Annotated in this window: 15 protein-coding genes; 11 read left to right on the forward strand and 4 right to left on the reverse strand. The window is 29.4% G+C overall.

The window, feature by feature from the left end; genetic code table 11:
* Positions 1 to 72: 72 nt before the first annotated feature.
* Positions 73 to 528 (forward strand): regulatory protein RecX, encoded by a 456-nt coding sequence (locus GYM72_RS02135; RefSeq protein WP_220264546.1) that lies wholly within the window; start codon positions 73 to 75, stop codon positions 526 to 528.
* Here GYM72_RS02135 and trxA read toward each other — a convergent pair.
* Positions 525 to 821, reverse strand: a complete 297-nt coding sequence (trxA, locus tag GYM72_RS02140; protein WP_160567698.1) for a thioredoxin — start codon at positions 819 to 821, stop codon at positions 525 to 527. The two genes, GYM72_RS02135 and trxA, sit on opposite strands and share 4 nt — an antisense overlap.
* 289 nt (positions 822 to 1,110) lie before the next feature.
* On the opposite strand from trxA, the gene GYM72_RS02145 reads away from it, so the two are divergent.
* From GYM72_RS02145 to GYM72_RS02170, 6 genes are all read left to right on the forward strand, one after another.
* Positions 1,111 to 4,473, forward strand: coding sequence for a hypothetical protein (locus GYM72_RS02145; protein ID WP_220264547.1), 3,363 nt, complete (start codon positions 1,111 to 1,113; stop codon positions 4,471 to 4,473).
* A gap of 275 nt (positions 4,474 to 4,748) precedes the next feature.
* Positions 4,749 to 6,812 (forward strand): cytochrome c biogenesis protein CcdA, encoded by a 2,064-nt coding sequence (locus tag GYM72_RS02150; RefSeq protein WP_220264548.1) that lies wholly within the window; start codon positions 4,749 to 4,751, stop codon positions 6,810 to 6,812.
* A 62-nt stretch (positions 6,813 to 6,874) separates the two neighbouring features.
* Positions 6,875 to 7,564 carry a Sir2 family NAD-dependent protein deacetylase gene (locus GYM72_RS02155; protein ID WP_220264549.1) on the forward strand — a complete coding sequence of 230 codons (690 nt, stop codon included), beginning with the start codon at positions 6,875 to 6,877 and terminating at the stop codon, positions 7,562 to 7,564.
* A gap of 146 nt (positions 7,565 to 7,710) precedes the next feature.
* Positions 7,711 to 8,874, forward strand: coding sequence for a GlmU family protein (locus GYM72_RS02160; protein ID WP_220264550.1), 1,164 nt, complete (start codon positions 7,711 to 7,713; stop codon positions 8,872 to 8,874).
* A gap of 144 nt (positions 8,875 to 9,018) precedes the next feature.
* Entirely contained in the window at positions 9,019 to 10,047 is a 1,029-nt protein-coding gene (locus tag GYM72_RS02165; RefSeq protein WP_160566502.1) for a PLP-dependent cysteine synthase family protein, read from the forward strand.
* A gap of 23 nt (positions 10,048 to 10,070) precedes the next feature.
* Positions 10,071 to 11,321 carry a pyridoxal phosphate-dependent aminotransferase family protein gene (locus GYM72_RS02170; RefSeq protein WP_105297230.1) on the forward strand — a complete coding sequence of 417 codons (1,251 nt, stop codon included), beginning with the start codon at positions 10,071 to 10,073 and terminating at the stop codon, positions 11,319 to 11,321.
* 140 nt (positions 11,322 to 11,461) lie between these two features.
* Here the strand turns inward: GYM72_RS02170 and dtd are convergent, their stop codons facing one another.
* The 3 genes from dtd to GYM72_RS02185 are packed head-to-tail and all read right to left on the reverse strand — an operon-like array spanning position 11,462 to position 13,653.
* On the reverse strand, positions 11,462 to 11,914 hold the full coding sequence (dtd, locus tag GYM72_RS02175; protein WP_105297229.1) for a D-aminoacyl-tRNA deacylase: 453 nt from the start codon (positions 11,912 to 11,914) through the stop codon (positions 11,462 to 11,464).
* A gap of 17 nt (positions 11,915 to 11,931) precedes the next feature.
* Positions 11,932 to 12,852 carry an OmpA family protein gene (locus GYM72_RS02180; protein WP_220264551.1) on the reverse strand — a complete coding sequence of 307 codons (921 nt, stop codon included), beginning with the start codon at positions 12,850 to 12,852 and terminating at the stop codon, positions 11,932 to 11,934.
* Positions 12,853 to 12,867: 15 nt separating this feature from the next.
* Entirely contained in the window at positions 12,868 to 13,653 is a 786-nt protein-coding gene (locus GYM72_RS02185) for an exodeoxyribonuclease III (RefSeq protein ID WP_160567712.1), read from the reverse strand.
* A 476-nt stretch (positions 13,654 to 14,129) separates the two neighbouring features.
* Here GYM72_RS02185 and GYM72_RS02190 point away from each other — a divergent pair, with 476 nt between their 5' ends.
* The 4 genes from GYM72_RS02190 to GYM72_RS02205 all read left to right on the forward strand — a co-directional run bounded on the left by GYM72_RS02190 (position 14,130) and on the right by GYM72_RS02205 (position 20,724).
* Positions 14,130 to 16,511, forward strand: a complete 2,382-nt coding sequence (locus tag GYM72_RS02190) for an outer membrane beta-barrel family protein (RefSeq protein ID WP_220264552.1) — start codon at positions 14,130 to 14,132, stop codon at positions 16,509 to 16,511.
* An 81-nt stretch (positions 16,512 to 16,592) separates the two neighbouring features.
* A complete protein-coding gene (locus GYM72_RS02195) occupies positions 16,593 to 16,775 on the forward strand; it encodes a hypothetical protein (RefSeq protein ID WP_160542617.1) in 183 nt (60 codons plus the stop codon).
* 420 nt (positions 16,776 to 17,195) lie between these two features.
* Positions 17,196 to 18,521, forward strand: a complete 1,326-nt coding sequence (locus tag GYM72_RS02200; protein WP_220264553.1) for a radical SAM/SPASM domain-containing protein — start codon at positions 17,196 to 17,198, stop codon at positions 18,519 to 18,521.
* A complete protein-coding gene (locus GYM72_RS02205; protein WP_220264554.1) occupies positions 18,508 to 20,724 on the forward strand; it encodes a peptidase domain-containing ABC transporter in 2,217 nt (738 codons plus the stop codon). The genes GYM72_RS02200 and GYM72_RS02205 overlap by 14 nt, the downstream gene beginning before the upstream one ends.
* Positions 20,725 to 20,884: the final 160 nt, after the last annotated feature.

The following is a 20,884-nucleotide window of genomic DNA, read 5'->3' on the forward strand; positions in this document are numbered from 1 at the left end:
AAAATCAGGTTAATTAACTTAATACAAAAAATTTTGAAACTTTTTTATATTTTAGTATCTAAATAAGATGCCGTGCTTGGTTTATCCCAAATAAAAAAGAAATTAGCAGATTATTGCGTCTATCAGGATCGCAGTCATTACGAGGTGGAACAAAAATTGAAAGAAATAACATCTTTGAATGAAGAAGAGAGGGGGGAAATACTCATATGGTTAATACAAAATAATTTTTTAAATGAGGAAAGATTTTCCAAATCGTATGCAAGAGGAAAATTTTATCAAAAAAAATGGGGGAAGATTAAAATTAAGCAAGGATTAAAGCAAAAGAGAATTCCAACTAATTTAATAGATAAAGGGATTGAAGAAATTAACGAGGATGATTACAAATCAACTCTCATGGAGTTGACTGAAAAAAAATGGAATATTATTAGGGAATCTGAAGTATCTTTAAAAAAGAAAAAAATATATAATTATCTATTACAAAAAGGGTATGAATACAATTTAATCAACGAAATACTTAAGAATTATTAGGAGTATTGATTTAACAAATCTATAATTTCTTGAGCTGCTCTTACACCGCTTTCTCTCCATTTTATTTCTCCTTTTTTAAAAATAATTAGAGTTGGTACTGATTGAATATGATATGCATTTGCCAATTTTTGATTTTTATCTATATCAATTTTAATAATTGTTGCTTTATCTCCAATTTTTTCTTTAACCTCTTTCAATATTGGTGCTAACATTTTACAGGGTTGACACCACTCTGCGGAAAAATCAATTAACACGGTTTTATCTCCTTGAATTATTTCGGTAAAATTTGACATAAATATTTCATTTATTATTTATAGTATTACAAAAATTAAACCGTTGGAAGATTATTAAGATTTTTTATCGTTATTTATTTAATACAATTTAATTATTGTAAAGTCATTTTGATTTTTTTAGTTGAAGATTAAGATAATGTTATTAAAAGTAGTAAACTAAATTGTAGTGAATAAAATTTATTGAATAAAATAAAGTTTTATCAATTAATGGGTATATCAAAAAAAAGTATAAATTCGTTAATTTATAAAATTGCTAAGTAGATCAATATTCATACTAATTACTATATGCTTGGGATTATTTATTCAGGCTCAGGATATTGATTGGAAAAATCCAAATTTCAAGTGTAAAAAAATTGTAATAAAGGACACCTTAGTAGTACTTGATTCTCTAACGATTATACCTGAGCCGATTTCCATAAAGAATAAAAATAATGAAAAAATAAACCCTAAATTATACTCATACCATTCGCTGCTAAATGCGATAAAAATTGATCCTTTATTGATAGGTCAAGAATTAAAAATTTGTTATTACCTATTTCCTGAAAAAAAAGAAAAAATAATTTATTCTAAAGATACGTCACTAATAGTGAGAATTAATAAGCCTGTAAAACTTTATGAAATAACTGAAAAAGTAAAGAAAAATAATGAATTTTTTCAAAATTTGACAAGTTCAGGGACCTTAATTAGAGGGATCACTTTTGGGAACAATCAAAGTGCTTCCGTTCAGTCATCATTGGATTTAGAGCTCTCCGGTCATTTAAGTAAAGATGTTATGATAAAAGCAGCTATATCAGATCATAATATACCTATACAAGCCGACGGATATACCCAACGATTGGATGAATTTGATAAAATCTATATTGAGCTGTCTAATAAAAATTCTTATTTAAGAGCGGGACATTTAGATTTGATTCAAGACCAAGATTATTTAGCCAATTTCTCGAGAAAGATTACGGGTATGCAAATTGGAACACGAATAAAACGTACAAATTCATTTACCGATTTATATGCTTTAGGTTCGCTTTCCAGAGGAGAATTTAATCGAATGAAATTTACCGGAATAGAAGGAAATCAAGGACCTTATAAATTAAAAGGAAAACAAGGAGAACTTTTTATAATTGTATTATCAGGCTCAGAAAAAGTTTATATGAACGGTGCGTTATTAAAAAGGGGCGAAGATCAAGATTATACGATCAATTATAATACGGGAGAACTTACTTTTACCTCCAAAACCTATATTTCTTCCAATAGTCGTATAGTAGTAGAATATATTTATAATACAACAACTTATACACGTTTTTTATTATATACGGGTGGAAAATTTCAATCTGAAAAATTTACTTTTAGTGCCAATATATTTTCTGAAAATGATACCAAAGATAGTAATCAAGAATTGACAGATAGACAAAAAGAAGTTTTACGTGAAGCAGGAAACGAAATAGACCGAATGTATGCGCCGAATGCAGTATTAACCGAATATGATCCAAACAAAATCTTATATAAAAAAATAAATACAGGACAAGAATCAATTTATCAATATTCAACCGATAGCTCAGAAGAATTATATACACTTTCATTTACCTATATGGGGGCTAATAAAGGAAATTATAAAATTGTATCACTTCCTGTAAATGGTCGTGTATATGAGTATATTCCTCCAATTGACGGAATATTTCAAGGGGAATATGAACCCGTAACCCAATTGATTCCACCTCAAAAAACACAAATAGTTTCAACTCATGCAGAATATAGGTTTAATAAAGGTAATTTGGGTGTTAATTTGGCACTAAGCGATCATGATGAAAATACGTTTTCGTCTATTGGAAATGGCAAAAATAAAGGATTTGCAAGCAAATTATATTTAAATAAGAATATAGATAAAAAATATTGGAATAGTAATTTTAATTTATCCCATATTTTTATTCAAAAAAACTTTCACATCTTAGAAAGAATTAATCAAGTTGAATTCGATAGGGATTTTAATATTTCACAAGAATTCAATGGTATAAATCAGAACCAATTAAGTCTGGGTTGGCAAAACATACTATATGAAAAATGGAAATTAAATTACACCTTGAATTATTTAGAAGAAGAAAATTTTTATAAAGGATACAAAAATGATATACACCTGGGATATACTACTAATAATACAGCCATATCTACAAATGTTAGTTATTTATATTCCAAACAACAAGACAGTATCCATTCAAATTTTATAAAGCATATTTCGGAAGTTAATCAACAAATAGGAAAGGTGAAAGTAGGAATAGGTTTAAAAGGAGAAACCAACAAAGTTAAAAACAATTTGCTGTCAAAATATACCTCATCCAGTTTTAACTGGAATGAAATATATGCAACCTTACTAACAGATAGCGCAAAAATTTTTACCCAATTAAAAATTTATGCCAGAACAGATGATTCCGTACGTATTGGTAAACTGAAAAATTTTACCACTTCCTATGGAACGATCATAAACAATCAATTGATACAATCTCAAAAACATAATTTAAATATTGATTTCCATTATCGTAAAGTGCATTACAGTAAAGCTATATATACCAATCAAAAAGATGAAAATTACTTATTAGGATCTATTCATTGGAATAAAATGTTACTTAAAAGCGGGTTAGCCTTAAATTCTGAATATGAGTTGTCGAGTGGTCAGGAAGCTCAAAGAGAATTTAAATATGTAAAAGTGACGGATGGAAAAGGCATTTATAAATGGACGGATTATAATGGGAACGGTATAGAGGAAATTGATGAATTTGAAGTGGCAGAATTCAGCGATCAAGCACAATATATACGTGTTTATACAGACAATGTAAACTATTTAAAATCAAATAATAATAAATTACTGTTTACAATTCATGTACATCCCTCTCGTTTTCTTAATTCCGACTGGTGGAAAAGAATAACCTTACAATCTGCTTTTCAATCGATTTCATCTTACAAGAAAAAAAATAAAACCGTTGAACTTAATCCGTTTTCCAATAAAGATCTCTTGACTCAGACACAGATTATAACTACAAATTTATCATTTAATCGAATCAGTGTACACAAATGGACGGGAGCTTTTCAATTCATGGAAAATAACTTTACACAATTTATTTTTACCGGAAAAGACAAAAGAAATAGTGTCAATTTTCAAACTTTAGTAAATTATAAACCATGGGATTTATGGATTTTTTCTCTTCAAAATAATTTTATCACAGATAAAAGTAGATCTCAACTTTTTGTTACCAAACGATTTACCATCGAAACAACAGCTTTTCATCCTTCATTAACCTATGAAATTCAAAAAAATATCAACCTGAAAGCCTTACTAAAGTATCAACATAAAAAAAACAAATTAGGAAATGAACGTTTAGAATGGAAACAAGCCGGATTTGAATGCCATTGGAATGATGAGAAAAGAACCTCTCTTACCGGCACTTTTTCATATATAAAAAATGAATTAAAAGGAAATAATTTTTCCTTGGTATCCAGTCAGATGATGGAAGGGCTACTAAGTGGAAAAAATATGATATGGAAAGCATACCTTCAACGAGAACTTAGCTCTGTTTTTACATTGAATATTATATACGATGGACGCAAAAGTGAAGATTCAAAAACCATACATACTGGAAGTGTTCAGATAAAAGCTTCGTTTTAATTATTAAATTCAACACTTAAAGATAAGATATACTAAAAAAATTTTGAATAAATGATTGTAATTTGGTAATTAATCATGTATTGTTTCAATCATGAAGTGTTTATAAATCAGATAATAACCATTTAATAAATAAGAAAAATTTTAAATTTTACTGTCATTTTTGGAAAAAAAAGATGGGATTTCCAAAGTAAAATTAAGATAAAATCAGTCGATTATATTTGTGAAATTTATTACATTTGGTTCATAAACTAAATAATTCTAACATAAAGCTTATCATGAAAAAACTGATTTGGATTTTTTTTGTTCTTGCCCTAGTAGCCAATGCTCAAGTTAAGAATCCTATCCATTGGAAATCGGAAATAAAACATGAAAAAGATAATATCTATGAAGCCGTATTCACTGCAATTTTAGAATCGGGGTGGCATGTATATTCCAAAGATATAAAGGTTGAAAATGCTATTCCAACTTCATTTTCATACCCCGAAAATTCCTCAATAAAATTAATTGGTACAACTAAAGAAATTGGTAAAAAAATTGAAGAATATTCCGATGTATTTGAAGGAACTTTGATTTATTATTCCAATAAAGTTGAATATAGGCAACGAGTTGAGGTTTTAGGTTCTAAACCGGTTGTATTTGAAGCAGATGTTGAATATCAGATATGCAATGATAAAGTATGTTTAGCACCTGATGAAGAAACCTTTTCATTCAAATTGATCCCTAAGTCAATAAATCAAGATAAGTCAACGGTCTTACTTAAAGACACGATTAAGCAATTGACTCAACCGAAACCACAAATAGATTCCGTTCCTTCAACTCCAATAAAAGATTCCGTTCAACCAATAAAAACAATTGCAGAAAGCAATAAAAATCAGATCATTATACCCGGCTTTAATATAGCTGAACCCATAAATAAAGATTGCGGAGATAGGATAATTAAAAAAGAAGGTTATATATGGATTTTTACATTTGGTTTTTTAGGAGGATTAGTAGCTTTGCTAACCCCATGTGTATATCCTATGATTCCATTAACCATATCCTATTTTACCAAACATGCTAAAAGTAAAAAAGAAGGCAAGAAAGATGCCTTAATTTACGCTTTTTTCATAGTCTTAATTTTCGTACTATTTACACTGCCCTTTCATCTTATAAGTGGTATAAATCCGGATATTTTTAATCAGATTGCCACCAATGTATGGTTGAATCTAATCTTTTTTGTGATTTTTATACTGTTTGCTTTTAGTTTTTTTGGATATTACGATATAACGTTACCCGGATGGATGGCTAATAAATCTGATAAAGCTTCCGAATCGGGAGGTATAATAGGTCTTTTTTTCATGGCTTTAACCCTGGTAATCGTTTCATTCTCATGCACCGGTCCTGTTTTAGGAAGCATACTGGCGAATGCAATTCAAAACCCGAATCAATTGACCGTAGCATTTGGAGGATGTGGATTAGCTTGGGCACTAGTGTTTGGAATATTTGCATTGTTTCCTCAATTTTTACATACGATGCCAAAATCAGGAGGATGGATGAATACCGTTAAAGTTGTTTTAGGTTTTTTAGAATTAGCTTTAGCGTTCAAATTTTTATCAAAAGCAGATTTAGTAGCTAAAACTTTCTTGTTGAAAAGAGAAATTTTTATTGCGATTTGGATCCTTATTTGTATTTCAATTGTATTATACTTATTAGGTGTAATTAAATTTCCTCACGATAATAAAAAAGTAAAAATCAATGTAGGAAGAATAATCTGGGCTTGTCTCTTTGGACTTATTGGAATTTATATGATCCCCGGATTGTTTCCTTCAGAAAAGCCTAATTTAAAATTGCTTAGTGGACTTACTCCACCTATGCAAATTAGCATATATCCAAACAACCAAAAAAATGGGGTTTTAGGATTGACCATCTTTCATGACTATGAGAAAGCAAGGGAAATGGCAAAAAAGGAAAATAAACCCATTCTCATTGATTTTACTGGTTATGGATGTGAAAATTGCCGAAAAATGGAAGAATATGTGTGGAGTGAACCGGATATTTGGAATATCTTACACGATAAATTCATAATTTCATCTTTATATGTAGATGACTCAGAAGAATTGCCTAATAATGAGCAACAAACCCTTCATTTAAAAGATGGAAGAAAAAGAAAAATTAAAACAATAGGAAATAAATGGTCTACTTTTCAAAGGGAGAACTTTAATTCCAATTCTCAACCATTCTACGTATTAGTAACACCGGATAATAGAATTTTAAATTTTCCGGTTGCAGGTTATATGGATAAAGAAGAATTTAAAAATTTTCTGCTATGTGGAGATACTACTTATGATGAGTTAAAATAAGATTTTAAAAGGAGAGAACCTATATTTAAAAATAATTAGTTCACTAATTGAGTGCATAAAATATGAGAAAAAAATTAGTTGTATTAACAGGAGCGGGCATGAGTGCTGAAAGCGGTTTAAGCACATTCAGAGATTCAGGTGGATTATGGGAAAATTATAAAGTGCAAGAAGTAGCCTCCATAGAAGGATGGTATAAAAACCCGGAACTAGTGCAAAATTTTTATAATATGCGCAGAGCCGAGTTGCAAAAACATGACCCGAATCGGGGGCATCATTTGCTCAAAGAATTGGAATCCATTTTTGATATTTCAATTATAACTCAAAATGTTGACAACTTTCACGAAAGAGCTCAATCAACACATATACTTCATTTACACGGTGAACTGACAAAAGTAAGAAGCGAAACTAATGAATCACTTATTTATGATACGTTACAAGATGTTCATATGGGAGACTTAGCAGAAGATGGTGGACAATTACGTCCCCATATAGTATGGTTTGGTGAAATGGTTCCTGAAATGGAAAATGCTATTGAAATAACTCAAAATGCCGATATTTTTTTAGTCATTGGAAGCTCTCTTCAAGTATATCCGGCTGCATCTTTACTTGATTTTGTTCCGGTAACTTCAAAAATATTTGTCATAGATCCTAAACCGTTCCGAACCTCATTACGCAATGATATCATATTCATACAAAAAGGAGCATCCGAAGGATTGGAATATTTTAAAGAGCATTATGTTAACGCTTTATAAATATAAATAATAAGGCATTATTAAAAAATAGAGAGTCAGTATTTTAATAATTTTATATATAAAATAATTAAAGTTTTTAACGGAAATAAAAGAATAAAAACTATGATATAATTTTTTATATTTGAAAAAATAATAAAGTATATACTATGAATATTATTCTTTTTGATGGGAAAGAGTATTCCGATCTTTTACCCTTAACGTTTACGCGACCGGTAGCAGAATTAAGGATGGGAATATTAACATTTGCGGAAAGATGGAAACTTATTTTCCAAACGGAAAAAATCTCTTATCTAACTCAAGGATATCTTTCAGAAAAATATACTCTTCAAAATGAAGAAGAAAATGTATTTATAAATCCCGCCTATTTTCCAAATCAAGATTTTATTTTCCAATTAAAAAATTTAAAATTCGGAGAAGCTTTTTATTATCAGGAAGAGCTGGTAGCAGCAAAAACTACTCTTGAAAATTTTCAATTAAATAAATTTGTCAAAAAATTGGATATAACATTTGAAAGCTTTCATATACAATATCCTTGGGATTTGTTTACTTATAATTCAGATGCCATTACTTATGATTTCCAATTAATTACTCAAGGCAGAAAATCATGTACCTTATCAAATACCGTTAGAATCATAGGAGATCCTTCACAACTGTTTGTTGAAGAAGGTGCCGTAGCCGAATGTGCAGTACTCAATACTAAAGAAGGACCTATTTATTTAGGTAAAAATTCTGAAATTATGGAAGGAGCGATGATTCGAGGTTCCTTTGCCTTAGGTACGGGTTCTAAAATAAATATGGGAGCCAAAGTTTATGGCGGAACAACAATCGGACCGTATTCCAAAGTGGGCGGAGAAGTAAATAATATTATAATCTTAGGATATTCAAATAAAGGACATGACGGTTTTGTAGGAAATTCGGTAATAGGTGAATGGTGTAATTTGGGAGCTGATACCAACTCCTCAAACTTAAAAAATAATTATGCAGAAGTTAAGCTTTGGAATTATACAAAACAAAAGTTTATTAAGTCTGGATTACAATTTGCAGGGATGATCATGGGGGATCATTCTAAATCAGCTATAAATACACAATTTAATACCGGCACGGTAGTAGGGGTTTCGGCCAATATATTTACTTCCGGTTTTCCACCTAATATAATAAAATCTTTTTCATGGGGCGGTAAATCAGAGAGTCCTAATTTTAAATTGGAACAAGCATTTGAAGTTGCAGAAAGGACTATGAAAAGAAGAGGAATTGAATTATCTGAACAGGATAAGAAAATTATAGAATATATCTATAACAATTACAAATAATTTATACGGATTTTCTAATAAAGTATGATATAAATTTTTAATCAATTTGTATATGTTAAATTTCATTCAGTTAAATTTTTTGTAAGAAAAAAAAATTATAAATTTGCCCCTTGAATTAATTATATAAATTAATAATAAGATAGGATGGCTGGAACTTATAATAATGTTCTTGAGTTAATTAACAATACGCCGTTAGTTCGCTTAAACAGAGTAACAGAAGGAATGAAAGGTTCTTTTTTTGCAAAATTAGAATGCTATAATCCCGGACACTCAACTAAAGACAGAATTGCGCTTCATATTATTGAAAATGCTGAAAAACAAGGTTTATTAAAGCCAGGAGCAACTATAGTTGAAACAACTTCAGGAAATACAGGTTTTTCCATAGCTATGGTAAGTATCGTGAAAGGCTATAAATGTATAGTAGCAGTTAGCGATAAAACAAAACCTGAAAAAATCTCTTTTCTTAGAGCAATGGGAGCTAAAGTTTATTTATGTCCGGCTAATGTTCCGGCAGATGATCCCAGATCCTATTATGAAGTTGCCAAAAGAATAGCAGCAAATACCCCTAATTCCTTATATATTAATCAATATTTTAATAAAGAAAACACAAAATCTCATTATTTAAGTACAGGACCTGAAATTTGGGAGCAAACGCAAGGGAAAATTACCCATCTTATTGGATGTACAGGAACCGGAGGAACACTTACGGGAGCTGCACAGTTTCTCAAAGAAAAAAATCCTGATATTAAAGTAATAGGAGTGGATGCAGTAGGTTCAGTATTAAAAAAATATTTTGAAACAGGAGAATTAGACCGTAACGAGATCAAACCTTATCAAATTGAAGGTTTAGGTAAAAATTTAATCCCGGGTGCTTTAGATTTTTCTGTTATCGATCAATACGTTAAAGTATCAGATGAGCCCAGTGCCTATGCTACCAGAGAATTAGCTCTAAAAGAAGGAATGATGGTAGGATATACCAGTGGAGCAAGCTTAACAGCAGCACGTACAATAGCAGATACTTTTAGTGATAACTCATTGGCTGTTTTAATTTTTCCAGATCACGGTTCCAGATATATGACTAAAGTTTTCAGTGATGAATGGATGTCATCTCAAGGTTTTGTCAACAGCAAATTGAATGGATTAGAATCTCACGCTACTGTAGAAAAAATATAACTAACTTTGGTTAAATAGTAACAATGGATATTTTTGAAAGAATAAAAAATAATCCCGGTCCACTAGCTAAATATGCGGACTATGGGGAAGGAGAATATATATTTCCTGTTCTAGAAGGAGAAATCAGCCCAAGAATGAAATTTAAGGGTAATGACATGATCATCTGGAGCATTAATGATTATTTAGGATTGGCTAATCATCCTGAAGTACGAAAAGCAGATGCAGATGCAGCAGCTCAATATGGTATGGCTTATCCAATGGGAGCGAGAGCCATGTCGGGTCAGACTCATTACCATGAAGAATTGGAAAAACAATTGGCTAATTTTGCAAATAAAGAATCAGCTTATTTATTAAATTTTGGATACCAGGGAATGTTATCGATTATAGATACATTGGTTTCTAAAAATGATGTAATCGTTTACGATGTAGATAGCCATGCTTGTATAGTTGATGGAGTTAGACTTCATTTTGGAAAAAGATTTACCTATCAGCATAACGATATAGAAAGCTTGGAAAAAAACCTGAAAAGAGCGGAAAAAAATGCAGCAGAATCAGGAGGTGGTGTATTAGTTATCACCGAGGGAGTTTTCGGAATGAGAGGAGAGCAAGGTAAGTTAAAAGAAATTGTAGAACTGAAAAAGAAATACAATTTTAGATTATTAGTTGATGACGCTCACGGATTCGGTACACTTGGTAAAACAGGAGCAGGAGCAGGAGAAGAGCAAGGCTGCCAGGACGGTATAGATGTTTATTTTTCAACATTTGCAAAATCTATGGCCGGAATAGGTGCATTTGTAGCTTCTAATAAAGAAATAATCAGATATTTAAAATACAATTTAAGATCTCAAATTTTCGCTAAATCTTTGCCGATGCCTATGGTGATTGGTGCGTTAAAAAGATTGGAATTGTTACGAAGCAAACCCGAACTTAAAGATAAACTATGGCATAATGTAAAGAAACTTCAAGAAGGATTAAAAGCCAGAGGATTTGATATCGGTAAAACCAATACTTGTGTAACTCCTGTATATATGCAGGGAGATCCTATTGAGGCTACTTTATTAATTAAAGATATTCGTGAAAATTATAAAATTTTTACCAGTGTTGTAGTATATCCGGTTATTCCTAAAGGAATGATACTTTTACGTTTAATACCAACGGCTTCACATACAGATGAAGAAATTGATAAAACCTTGGATGCTTTCGAAGCTGTTAGAGACAAGCTGGTTGGAGGTGTTTATAAACAACAAATGACAGATTTAAATTTAAATATTTAATCTTTCTGTTTAAATAAAAAAATAAAAACCTGATTATTTTAAATAATCAGGTTTTTTTATGCGATAAGTTTTCAATAATTATTAATCAAAAGGTGTAAGTTTAAAAAAACTCTTTTAATTTGAATAACTATCTATTTTTATTATTCTTTATTTTTAGAATCTATGAGAATAGTTACCGGACCATCATTGAGTAAAGAAACTTTCATATCTGCACCGAATATCCCGGATTGGACAGGTTTTGATAATATGTTGGATAATTGATCTTTAAATTTTTCATACATAGTATTGGCAAATTCTTGTTTTGCGGCTTTTATATAACTCGGCCTATTACCTTTTTTTGTGGAAGCATGAAGGGTAAATTGGCTTACTAATAAAATATCCCCTCCAATATCCAAAATTGATTTATTCATTATTTCATTTTCATCATTAAAAATTCGAAGATTACAAATTTTATTAGACAACCAATCTATATCTTCCCGGTTGTCTGCTTCCTCAATACCTAAAAGTATTAACAAACCATGATCAATTTGGCCAACTATTTTATTATCAACTTTCACGGAAGATTCTAAAACTCTTTGGATAACCACTCGCATAAAATTAAATCTTAAAATTATAAATCATTTAAAATTTTAGTAATTTCACTCAAATTAGGAGCTATAATAATGTCAACCCTTCTATTAGCTGCTTTTCCGGTAGCTGTGGAATTACTGGCTAGAGGAGCATATTCACTTTTACCGGAAGCGGTCATTTGCTTAGGCGAAACTCCTTCGGATTGAAGAATTTTAGTTATGGCGGTTGCACGCATTACAGATAAATCCCAATTGTCTTTAATACTTCCGCTACCGGCATATTTATCTGAATCCGTATGTCCTTGAATAATTATATTTAAATTTTTATCTTTAGATAAAACTTCGGAAAGGTCGTGAAGCGCTTTTATACCTTCCGTTTCCACCGTCCAACTTGCTGATGGAAACAGAAGTTTATTCTCCATGGAAACGTAAATATTTCCATCTTTTTCTTCAACAGTAATTCCTTTTCCTGAATAATTTTTTAAAGCGATTTGAAGTTTGTTTTTTAATTTGGAAACCGATTCTTTTTGTTGAGAAATTAAGTTTTCCAGCTCATTAATTCTTCTAATTTTTTCTTGTAGCTGACCTTGAGTTTGCTCTAATTCATTTAATATTTTTTTTCTGGATTGTTCTGTAGTTTGAACTTGATCAACTATTTGTGCGTTTTTGGCTTTAAGATCTTCCATATCTTTAAGTCGTGTAGCATATTCTATTTGAAGATCTGAATATTCAGCATCCAGCTGCGCTTTCTTTTTAGCCAGGGCGTCTTGTTGTTCTTGTAATGAAGAATATTGGTCGGATAAAGATTTTAATTCGTTTTCTTTTTCTTGAATTGCTTTTTGACTTTTTCTTTCTCCTTGCAATGAAGCATAATATTTTTTTTCCAATTCATCGTATCTGGATTGAGGTACACACGATGCGGCGAGAATTACTAGAGAAATAATACAAGTTGCTTTTTTCATAATTAGATAATTTAATTAAAGATTTTGTGTTTTATTTAAGTCGAAATCGATACCTACCGGAGCATGGTCGGAGTGTACTGCTTGAGTTAAAATATAAGCTCTTTGTAAATGTTTTACCAAAGGCTTGGTAACCAAAGTGTAATCGATGCGCCATCCTTTATTATTACTTCTGGCTGTTTTTACACGGTATGTCCACCACGAATATTGATTGGGTTCATGATTAAAAACTCGTAAAGTATCTACCAAATTACATTGTTCAAAGAAACGGTCCATCCATTCTCTTTCTTCTGGAAGAAATCCTGACACTTTAGCATTGCGAACCGGATCATTGATGTCTATGGCTTTATGACAAATATTTATATCGCCATTAATAATAAGGTTTTTAAAATCCTTTTCTAATTTTTTAATATAATTTAATAAATATTCGCAAAATTTCATTTTAAAACCTAAACGAGAAATATTGGTTGCAGAGGGAACATATACACTTAAAACTGAAAAGTTTTCAAAATTTGCTTGTAATACTCTTCCTTCTTGATCGTATTCTTGCTCATCACAACCATATTTCACTGAAACCGGTTTTTCTTTAGATAAAATTGCTACTCCGCTATATCCCTTTTTTTCTGCCGGAAACCAGTAGGAATGATAACCCAAACTTTCAAATACTGTCGAGTCGAATTGATCAGTATGTGCTTTTATTTCTTGCAAGCAAAGTATATCAGGATTGGCAGATTTCAACCAATCAAGTAAGCCTTTATTTAATGCGGCTCTTATTCCGTTAACGTTGTAACTCAATAGTTTCATTTTACAAAAGTACTGTTTTTTATATTTCAGATTTTTATAAAAAAACGTTTTACTTGTTAATAAATTAAAAAAGAAATGTTATTTAAATCATTAGTTTATAGGATAAAGTAACTATTTAAAAAGTTAGAAGTTTACCATTGGCTAATAAGTAGAGAGTGAAAAATATTTTAAAATTTGATATTTTATTTTAAAATGATGTATTCAAGACTAAGTAATCATTGAGTAATAATAAAATATGATATAATTCAGTTTTATTTAAATAGTATTATAATATAAATTTGTATTTTAAATAAAACAAAATTACTATGAATTCATTATATTTATCTGTATTAAATTTTATAAGTTCTCTGTTTTTATAGGTTGTATCTGATCAGGAAATCTAAATTTAAAAATTTCTATCAATGAGAGTAATTTAATTAGTAATCATTTATGAAATGTATTTGTAAAACTAAGGATAATGATATAAATGTGCTTGTATGAAGATTAATATTTTATTAGTTTTATTCTTTCAGTTCTTCCTAAGTTTTTCTCAAAAAGTTCATATTAAAGGAGAAATAAAATTTGAAAAAGTTAATTCCGGTCATTTAGCTGAAATAATTCTGGCAAATCGAGATTCGATGGTAGGAAAAGTTATAGTCAAAGAAGAAGGTAAATTTCGTTTTGATCATTTGTCTCTAGGAAATTATAATTTGATCATTAAAGAATCGGAGGAAGTTTTATATGCTCAAAGCTTGGAACTTAAAGAAGATACTGATTTAGGTATACTATCCATTAGAACGCCTAACGAATTACAGGAGATATTAGTTACCGGAAAAAAAAGGTTAATTGAAAAGAAAGTTGACCGAACGATTTATAATATTGAAAATTCAATAGGATCCGCCGGAACAGATGTTTTAGATATTTTACACCTTATGCCGGGAATAGAGGTACGAAATAATCAATTATTTCTTACAGGTAAAAGTTCGGTAAAAGTGATGATTGATGATAAAATCCTTTACTTGAATGGTGATGATTTATTTAATTATTTAAAAAGTATTCCTTCTGACCAGGTAAAGACTATTGAAGTTATAACTACGCCTCCCTCACAATATGATGCAGAAGGTAACTCAGGTCTCATAAATATAAATTTAAAAAAAATCAAAAAAGATTTTTGGGCATCTAACCTTACGTCTTCATATAAACAAGGGTATTACGCATCAGGTAATTTTGGAGCAAACTTTACTTACAGTAAAAATAAAATAAACTTAGGCCTATCATCTAATTACTCGAACGGCAATTACAAAAATTTAAAAAAAAGTAAGGTGTATTATCCCGAGCAATTATGGGATGAAAAGGAAACAGGTAAAAATTATCAAAATACACTCAGTTCAAAATTTTTGTTAGATTATCAATTAACTTCTAAATGGAATTCAGGAATACAATATTTGCTCAATTATTCAGAACCGCATTCTCGATATAAGGATATAACAAATTTCCATACATATGAAAATAAATTGGATTCATTACTCAGGACTAAAAGCTATGAAAATTCTACAAAAAGATTGAATTCACTTAATTGGTATTCACATTTTACCATTGATAGTTTAGGTAAAAAAATAAAATTGAATTTTGATTATTTTAACTACAATACTGAGAAAAAATACAATTATTTAACCCGTTCTTATGGGACTCACAACGATCTAATTACGCGTTATTTCCCAGTTGAAAATAAGGGATCGCTAGATATAGATAATTATAGCGGCCAGGTTGATATTGATTACCCCCTTTCTTTTATAAACTTACAATACGGGGCTAAAATATCTTTTACGAAAACGAAAAGCAGTTTAAGGAATTACCTGATAAAAGGTGAGAGTGTAATTGAAAAAACGCATCAAGATGACTTTATATATAAAGAAAATTCGCAAGCTCTTTATGTTTCAGTCAATAAAGAAATGAAAAAATGGGATATTCAACTAGGGATTAGAATGGAAAATACGCAAACTCGTGGAAATTCCATTTCACTTAATGAATGCAATAAAAATAATTATTTGAAATTTTTTCCAACCTTATATATACTTTATAAAGCTAACGAGAATAATTCTTATTCTTTTACCTATTCAAGAAGAATTGACAGGCCGGATTACAATTCCGTTAATCCTTTCAGGAATTATTCTAATCCCTATCAATATTCTGAAGGGAATCCTTTTCTAAAACCCGTCATTAATAACAGTATTGAGTTATCTTATTATTATAAAGACATCATACAAACCATTTTACAATTTATGGTTCAAAAAGATAACTTTAACGATGTTACCTATTTGGATAAAGATAGTTATGTGCAAGCAACAAAAGTGGAGAATTATTTTGATAATTACGGAGTAGGCATCATTCAATCTTTTACCTATACTAAATTGAATTGGTTGCAAAGTAATCTAATGTTAGTCGGAGGATATCTATATTTAAAATCTAAAATTTATCCGATCACGGATAAATCTCAAGAAGGATTTATGGGTAGAATACAAGCTAATAATACATTTATCCTTAATAAAAGTAAGACATTGTCAGCAGACTTGATAATTTCTTATTACCCGCGCAGTCAAGGAGCTTTAAGTACCAATTATTCATTAACACAAATGGATATGTTTTTTAAAGCTCTACTGTTGGATAAAAAAATGCAATTATCCTTACAGGTTACTAATCTATTTAATGCAGATCAATTTAGAAATAAAAGCACCAATAACGGCATAAGTGCTAAATATAGGGGGTATTATGAATCTCCTTCAATACGAATATCACTAAGCTATAAATTAGGAAGTTCAACAGTAAAAGAAAAAAATATTGAGGGAAGTAATACAGAAGATCAGAATAGAATTAAATAAAAAATACTGATTGCAATCGTTGTCCATAAATGAGTCAAGACACAAAAAGGTTACTCTAAAATTTATAATAATTATTCAAATATGAAAACAACAAAAAAAGTTGACGTTAAAAAATTTGAAACATTACAAACGTCAGGAGAAGTTTTAAAAGGAGGTTTTTCAAAATCATTAACTGCAGTTGATGCTAAGGATGTAATGGGTGGATGTATGAATGTAGGAATTTGTATAAATAAATGTACGGGTCCGGTTAGATGGAAATGTTAACAATCTTACTTTAGCCTAACAGAGTATTGTTTGCAGCAATACTCTGTTATGGACTATATATAAGTTTAAAAAAATGTCAGACGGAATTTATGAAGTTTTATAGATATGTTTGAATAAGTTACAGATGAATTTTAAATACTCGCAAAGTTGTGTTAAAATATAAAAAGTAAAAGTTAAACAAAACTAAGTTTTGCCTATGCGAATTCAATTTATAATTAAATGAATTATCATGAATTCTTATGTCTTATTAAAATATTAATGTATCAATCATTTTTTTCATAAATATATAATGAATAATAAGATTTATTATAACGATCATCTAAAATGAAAATACAATATAATATAAGTATAAAGTAAATAAATGGATTATATTTTTCAAAATTAGTAATAGAAGAAAACTAAATAAATTAAATAAATATAATGGAAATACATTCTATGAAATATAGTCATTATAATGTATGCTTACCTTATGGAGAGCAATATGTTTTATATAATACCCTTGAGCAACGATTACTTTTTATACAATCTGAACTTAAAGAGTTAATGGAAATGTATAAAACATCAGAGCTAAAAGAGATCCATCCGGAATTTTTCAATTATATGGTAGAAGAAAAATTTATTATTAATGATGAAATAGATGAGCTGGATGAAATAAAAAAAATAAGTAAAAGCATTGATGAAGATAATTCATTGTTTTTATTAACTATCAATCCAACTATGAATTGCAATTTTAAATGTTGGTATTGTTATGAAAATCTAGTAAAAAGTTCAAGGTTAGATGAAAATGGACTTTCTAAAATCAAAAAGTTAATAGATACCATTACCAATAATAAAGATTTAAAAAATATGAATATTTCATTTTTTGGAGGAGAACCTTTATTGTATTTTAATAAAAATGTAATTCCTATAATTAATTATTATTTAGAAAGATGTGCAGAGAAAAATATAAATGCATATACATCTTTCACTACTAATGGATATTTAGCAAATCAAGAATTTATAAATTTTTTCTTGGATAAAAACGTCCGATGCAATTTACAAATCACCTTAGATGGTCATAAAGAAGAACATAATAAAGTGCGCTATATAAGTCAAAATAAGGGTTCTTATGATAAAATTGTTTCAAATATAAAAAACTTGATAAAGAATAAATTCTATGTGAATGTTAGAATAAATTTCACTGATTCAAATATTTTTAATGCAAACAAAATTTATGACGATTTTGAAGACGTCGAAGAAGATATTAAAACTCAATTTTTAAAATTCGATTTTCATAGAGTATGGCAAAATAAAAAAATAGATCAGATACAAGATATTGCTGATAAAGAAATGAATCAAATAAATAGCAAAGGAGGGAAAACCTCATGCCATGAATACAGCCCGGATACCCTTCGAAATTCATGCTATGCAGATAAAAAAAATAGTGTTGTTATCAATTATAACGGAGATATATTTAAATGTACTGCCCGTGATTTCTCAACTAAAAATAGGGAAGGATATTTAACGGAAAACGGAGAATTATTTTGGGAAAATGACTCCTTAAATAAACGAATGAATTCAAAGTTCAAGAATCGTCCATGCTTAGAATGTAAAATTTTACCTTTATGTAATGGGGGATGTTCTCAAACTGCCTTGGAAAGTCTGGCCGCTAATAGAGAGTATTGTGTGTATTCATGGGATGAAACAGAAAAAGAAAAGGTTATAAGAAATAAAATAAGTGAAATTTTAGAGAATGCGAATAAATAAAAGGCATCGTTTACAATTTTATAATCAACTTGAAAGCAGCGATTGCGGAGCAGCCTGTCTAGCCATGATCATGAGCTATTTTGGCAAAAAAACTTCACTTAATTATATTAAATCTTTTTTTGAATTTACTCGTATTGGAGTATCTGTACAAGATCTCGTGGATGTCTCCGAAAAATTAGGATTAACAGCCCATGCGTTAAAATTAACCGTTGAAGAATTAGATGAAATTCCCACGCCTTATATTTTATATTGGAAACAAAGTCATTTTGTAGTTTTAGAAAAAATAGTTAAAAAGAAAAATCAAGTTTATTATCATTTAGCAGATCCCGGTTATGGTAAGGTAATACTAGATAGAGAATCTTTTATAATTGAGTGGAAAGAAAACAATACTAAGGGGATCGTTTTATTTTTAGAACCTTCTGAAAATTTTTGCTCTATAAAAATTGATAGTGTAAAAAATAAAAGTTTGTTTCAATCCAGTATAATAAAATATACGTATGGGTTTTTAAAAAATCATAAACGTAACTATTTCCTTGCTATATTTTTAGTTTTCATAGGATTAGTGACGAATTGGTTCATTCCTTTTACTTTTCAGAACATTATTGATTTAGGAATTTCTTCAAAATCATTACGAGTAGTTTATTATCTTTTATTAGCGCAATTTATTTTGTTCATCTCTAATTTTGCCTCGGACTTTTTTAGTCAAATTGTGCTTACCAAGCTAAATTTCATATTAAGTATTGAATTACGGAAAACATTACTTTTAAAAATATTACGTTTACCCATAGTTTTCTTTGACACTCAAATAAATACGGATATTCTACAACGATTGGAAGATCAGCAAACCATTCAACGGTTTTTTACTTGGAAAGGGGTTACTTTACTATTGAGTTTTTTAAATGTGGTTGTTTTTAGCTGTGTATTGGCATATTTTAGCATAACCATATTTTGTGTATATCTGGTATTGTCAATAATTTCAGTATTGTGGTTTTCTATTTTTTTTAATAAACGAAATATAATTGAATATGCATCATTTTTAAAAAGATCAGAAAACAGCAATAATATATACGAATTCATAATGAATATGCCTGAGATAAAAATTAATAATGCTCAGGAAAAAATTATTGATCGAATTATTTCTACTCAAGATAAATTAAACCGATTGGAAATTAAATCGTTACTTTTAAATACCTATCAGCTTTTTGGAGTTGATACACTTTCCAAATTAAAAGAAATTATTGCCATAGCATTTTGTGCAACATTTATCATAGAGGACCAAATGTCTTTGGGAACTTTAATGGGAATATCCTATGTCATCGGACAACTTTCAACACCACTACAAAATTTAATTATGTTTCTTCGTGATACACAAGATACCATTATAGCCAATAAAAGAATTGAACTAATCTATGAAATACCTGATGAAGATTCTCAAAATAAAAAGCACATAAAAAATTGTGTTATTCAAAATATTTATATTGATCACGTGTCCTTCAAATATCCGGGAACCCATAATCCCTTTATACTAAAGGATATACATATGGTGATTCCTAAAAATTCCATAACGGCCATTGTCGGCGCCAGTGGTAGTGGTAAAACAACTCTGTTGAAATTATTATTATCGTACTATCCTATAAAAAAAGGAGGAATATATTTAGATACCTGTTCCATGAATGATATAAATGCCGAAGAATGGAGAGAGCGATGTGGAACAGTGCTTCAAAATGGAACCATCTTTAGTGATACCATTGCAAGTAATATTTCCATGTCCGGAAAAAGCTATGATGAAGACAAACTTAGAAAAGCAGCAAAAATAGCGGGAATACAAGATTTTATAGAAAACTTACCGATGCATTATTTCACTCGTGTCGGAAATGCCGGGATAGAATTATCGGGCGGACAAAAACAAAGAATTCTTATAGCGAGGGCTGTTTATAAAAATCCTGAATACTTATTTTTTGATGAAGCTACTTCTGCTTTAGATTCTGAAAATGAAAGGATTATTCATGCCAATTTACAAGAATTTTTTAAAGGTAAAACCGTGATAATTATAGCCCATCGATTATCAACAGTTAAAAATGCAGATCAAATAGTAGTTTTAAAAAACGGTCAAATAGTAGAAACAGGAAATCATAGCCAATTAGTAAAATTAAGGTCAAATTACTATAATTTGGTAAAAAATCAATTGGAATTGGGCGCATAATGCTAAATTAATTCTTAAATAAAAAAATCATATTTCAATTATGATAAAAAATCATTTTTTAAAATAATTATAATTTAAAATAAAAATATTTCACTTTATTCAAGATAAAAATAAGTATAAAGTAATTTCAAGGGTAAAAAAAAATTATCTTATTTTAATA

The sequence above is a fragment of the Apibacter sp. ESL0404 genome (assembly GCF_019469245.1).
Taxonomy (GTDB): Bacteria; Bacteroidota; Bacteroidia; order Flavobacteriales; family Weeksellaceae; genus Apibacter.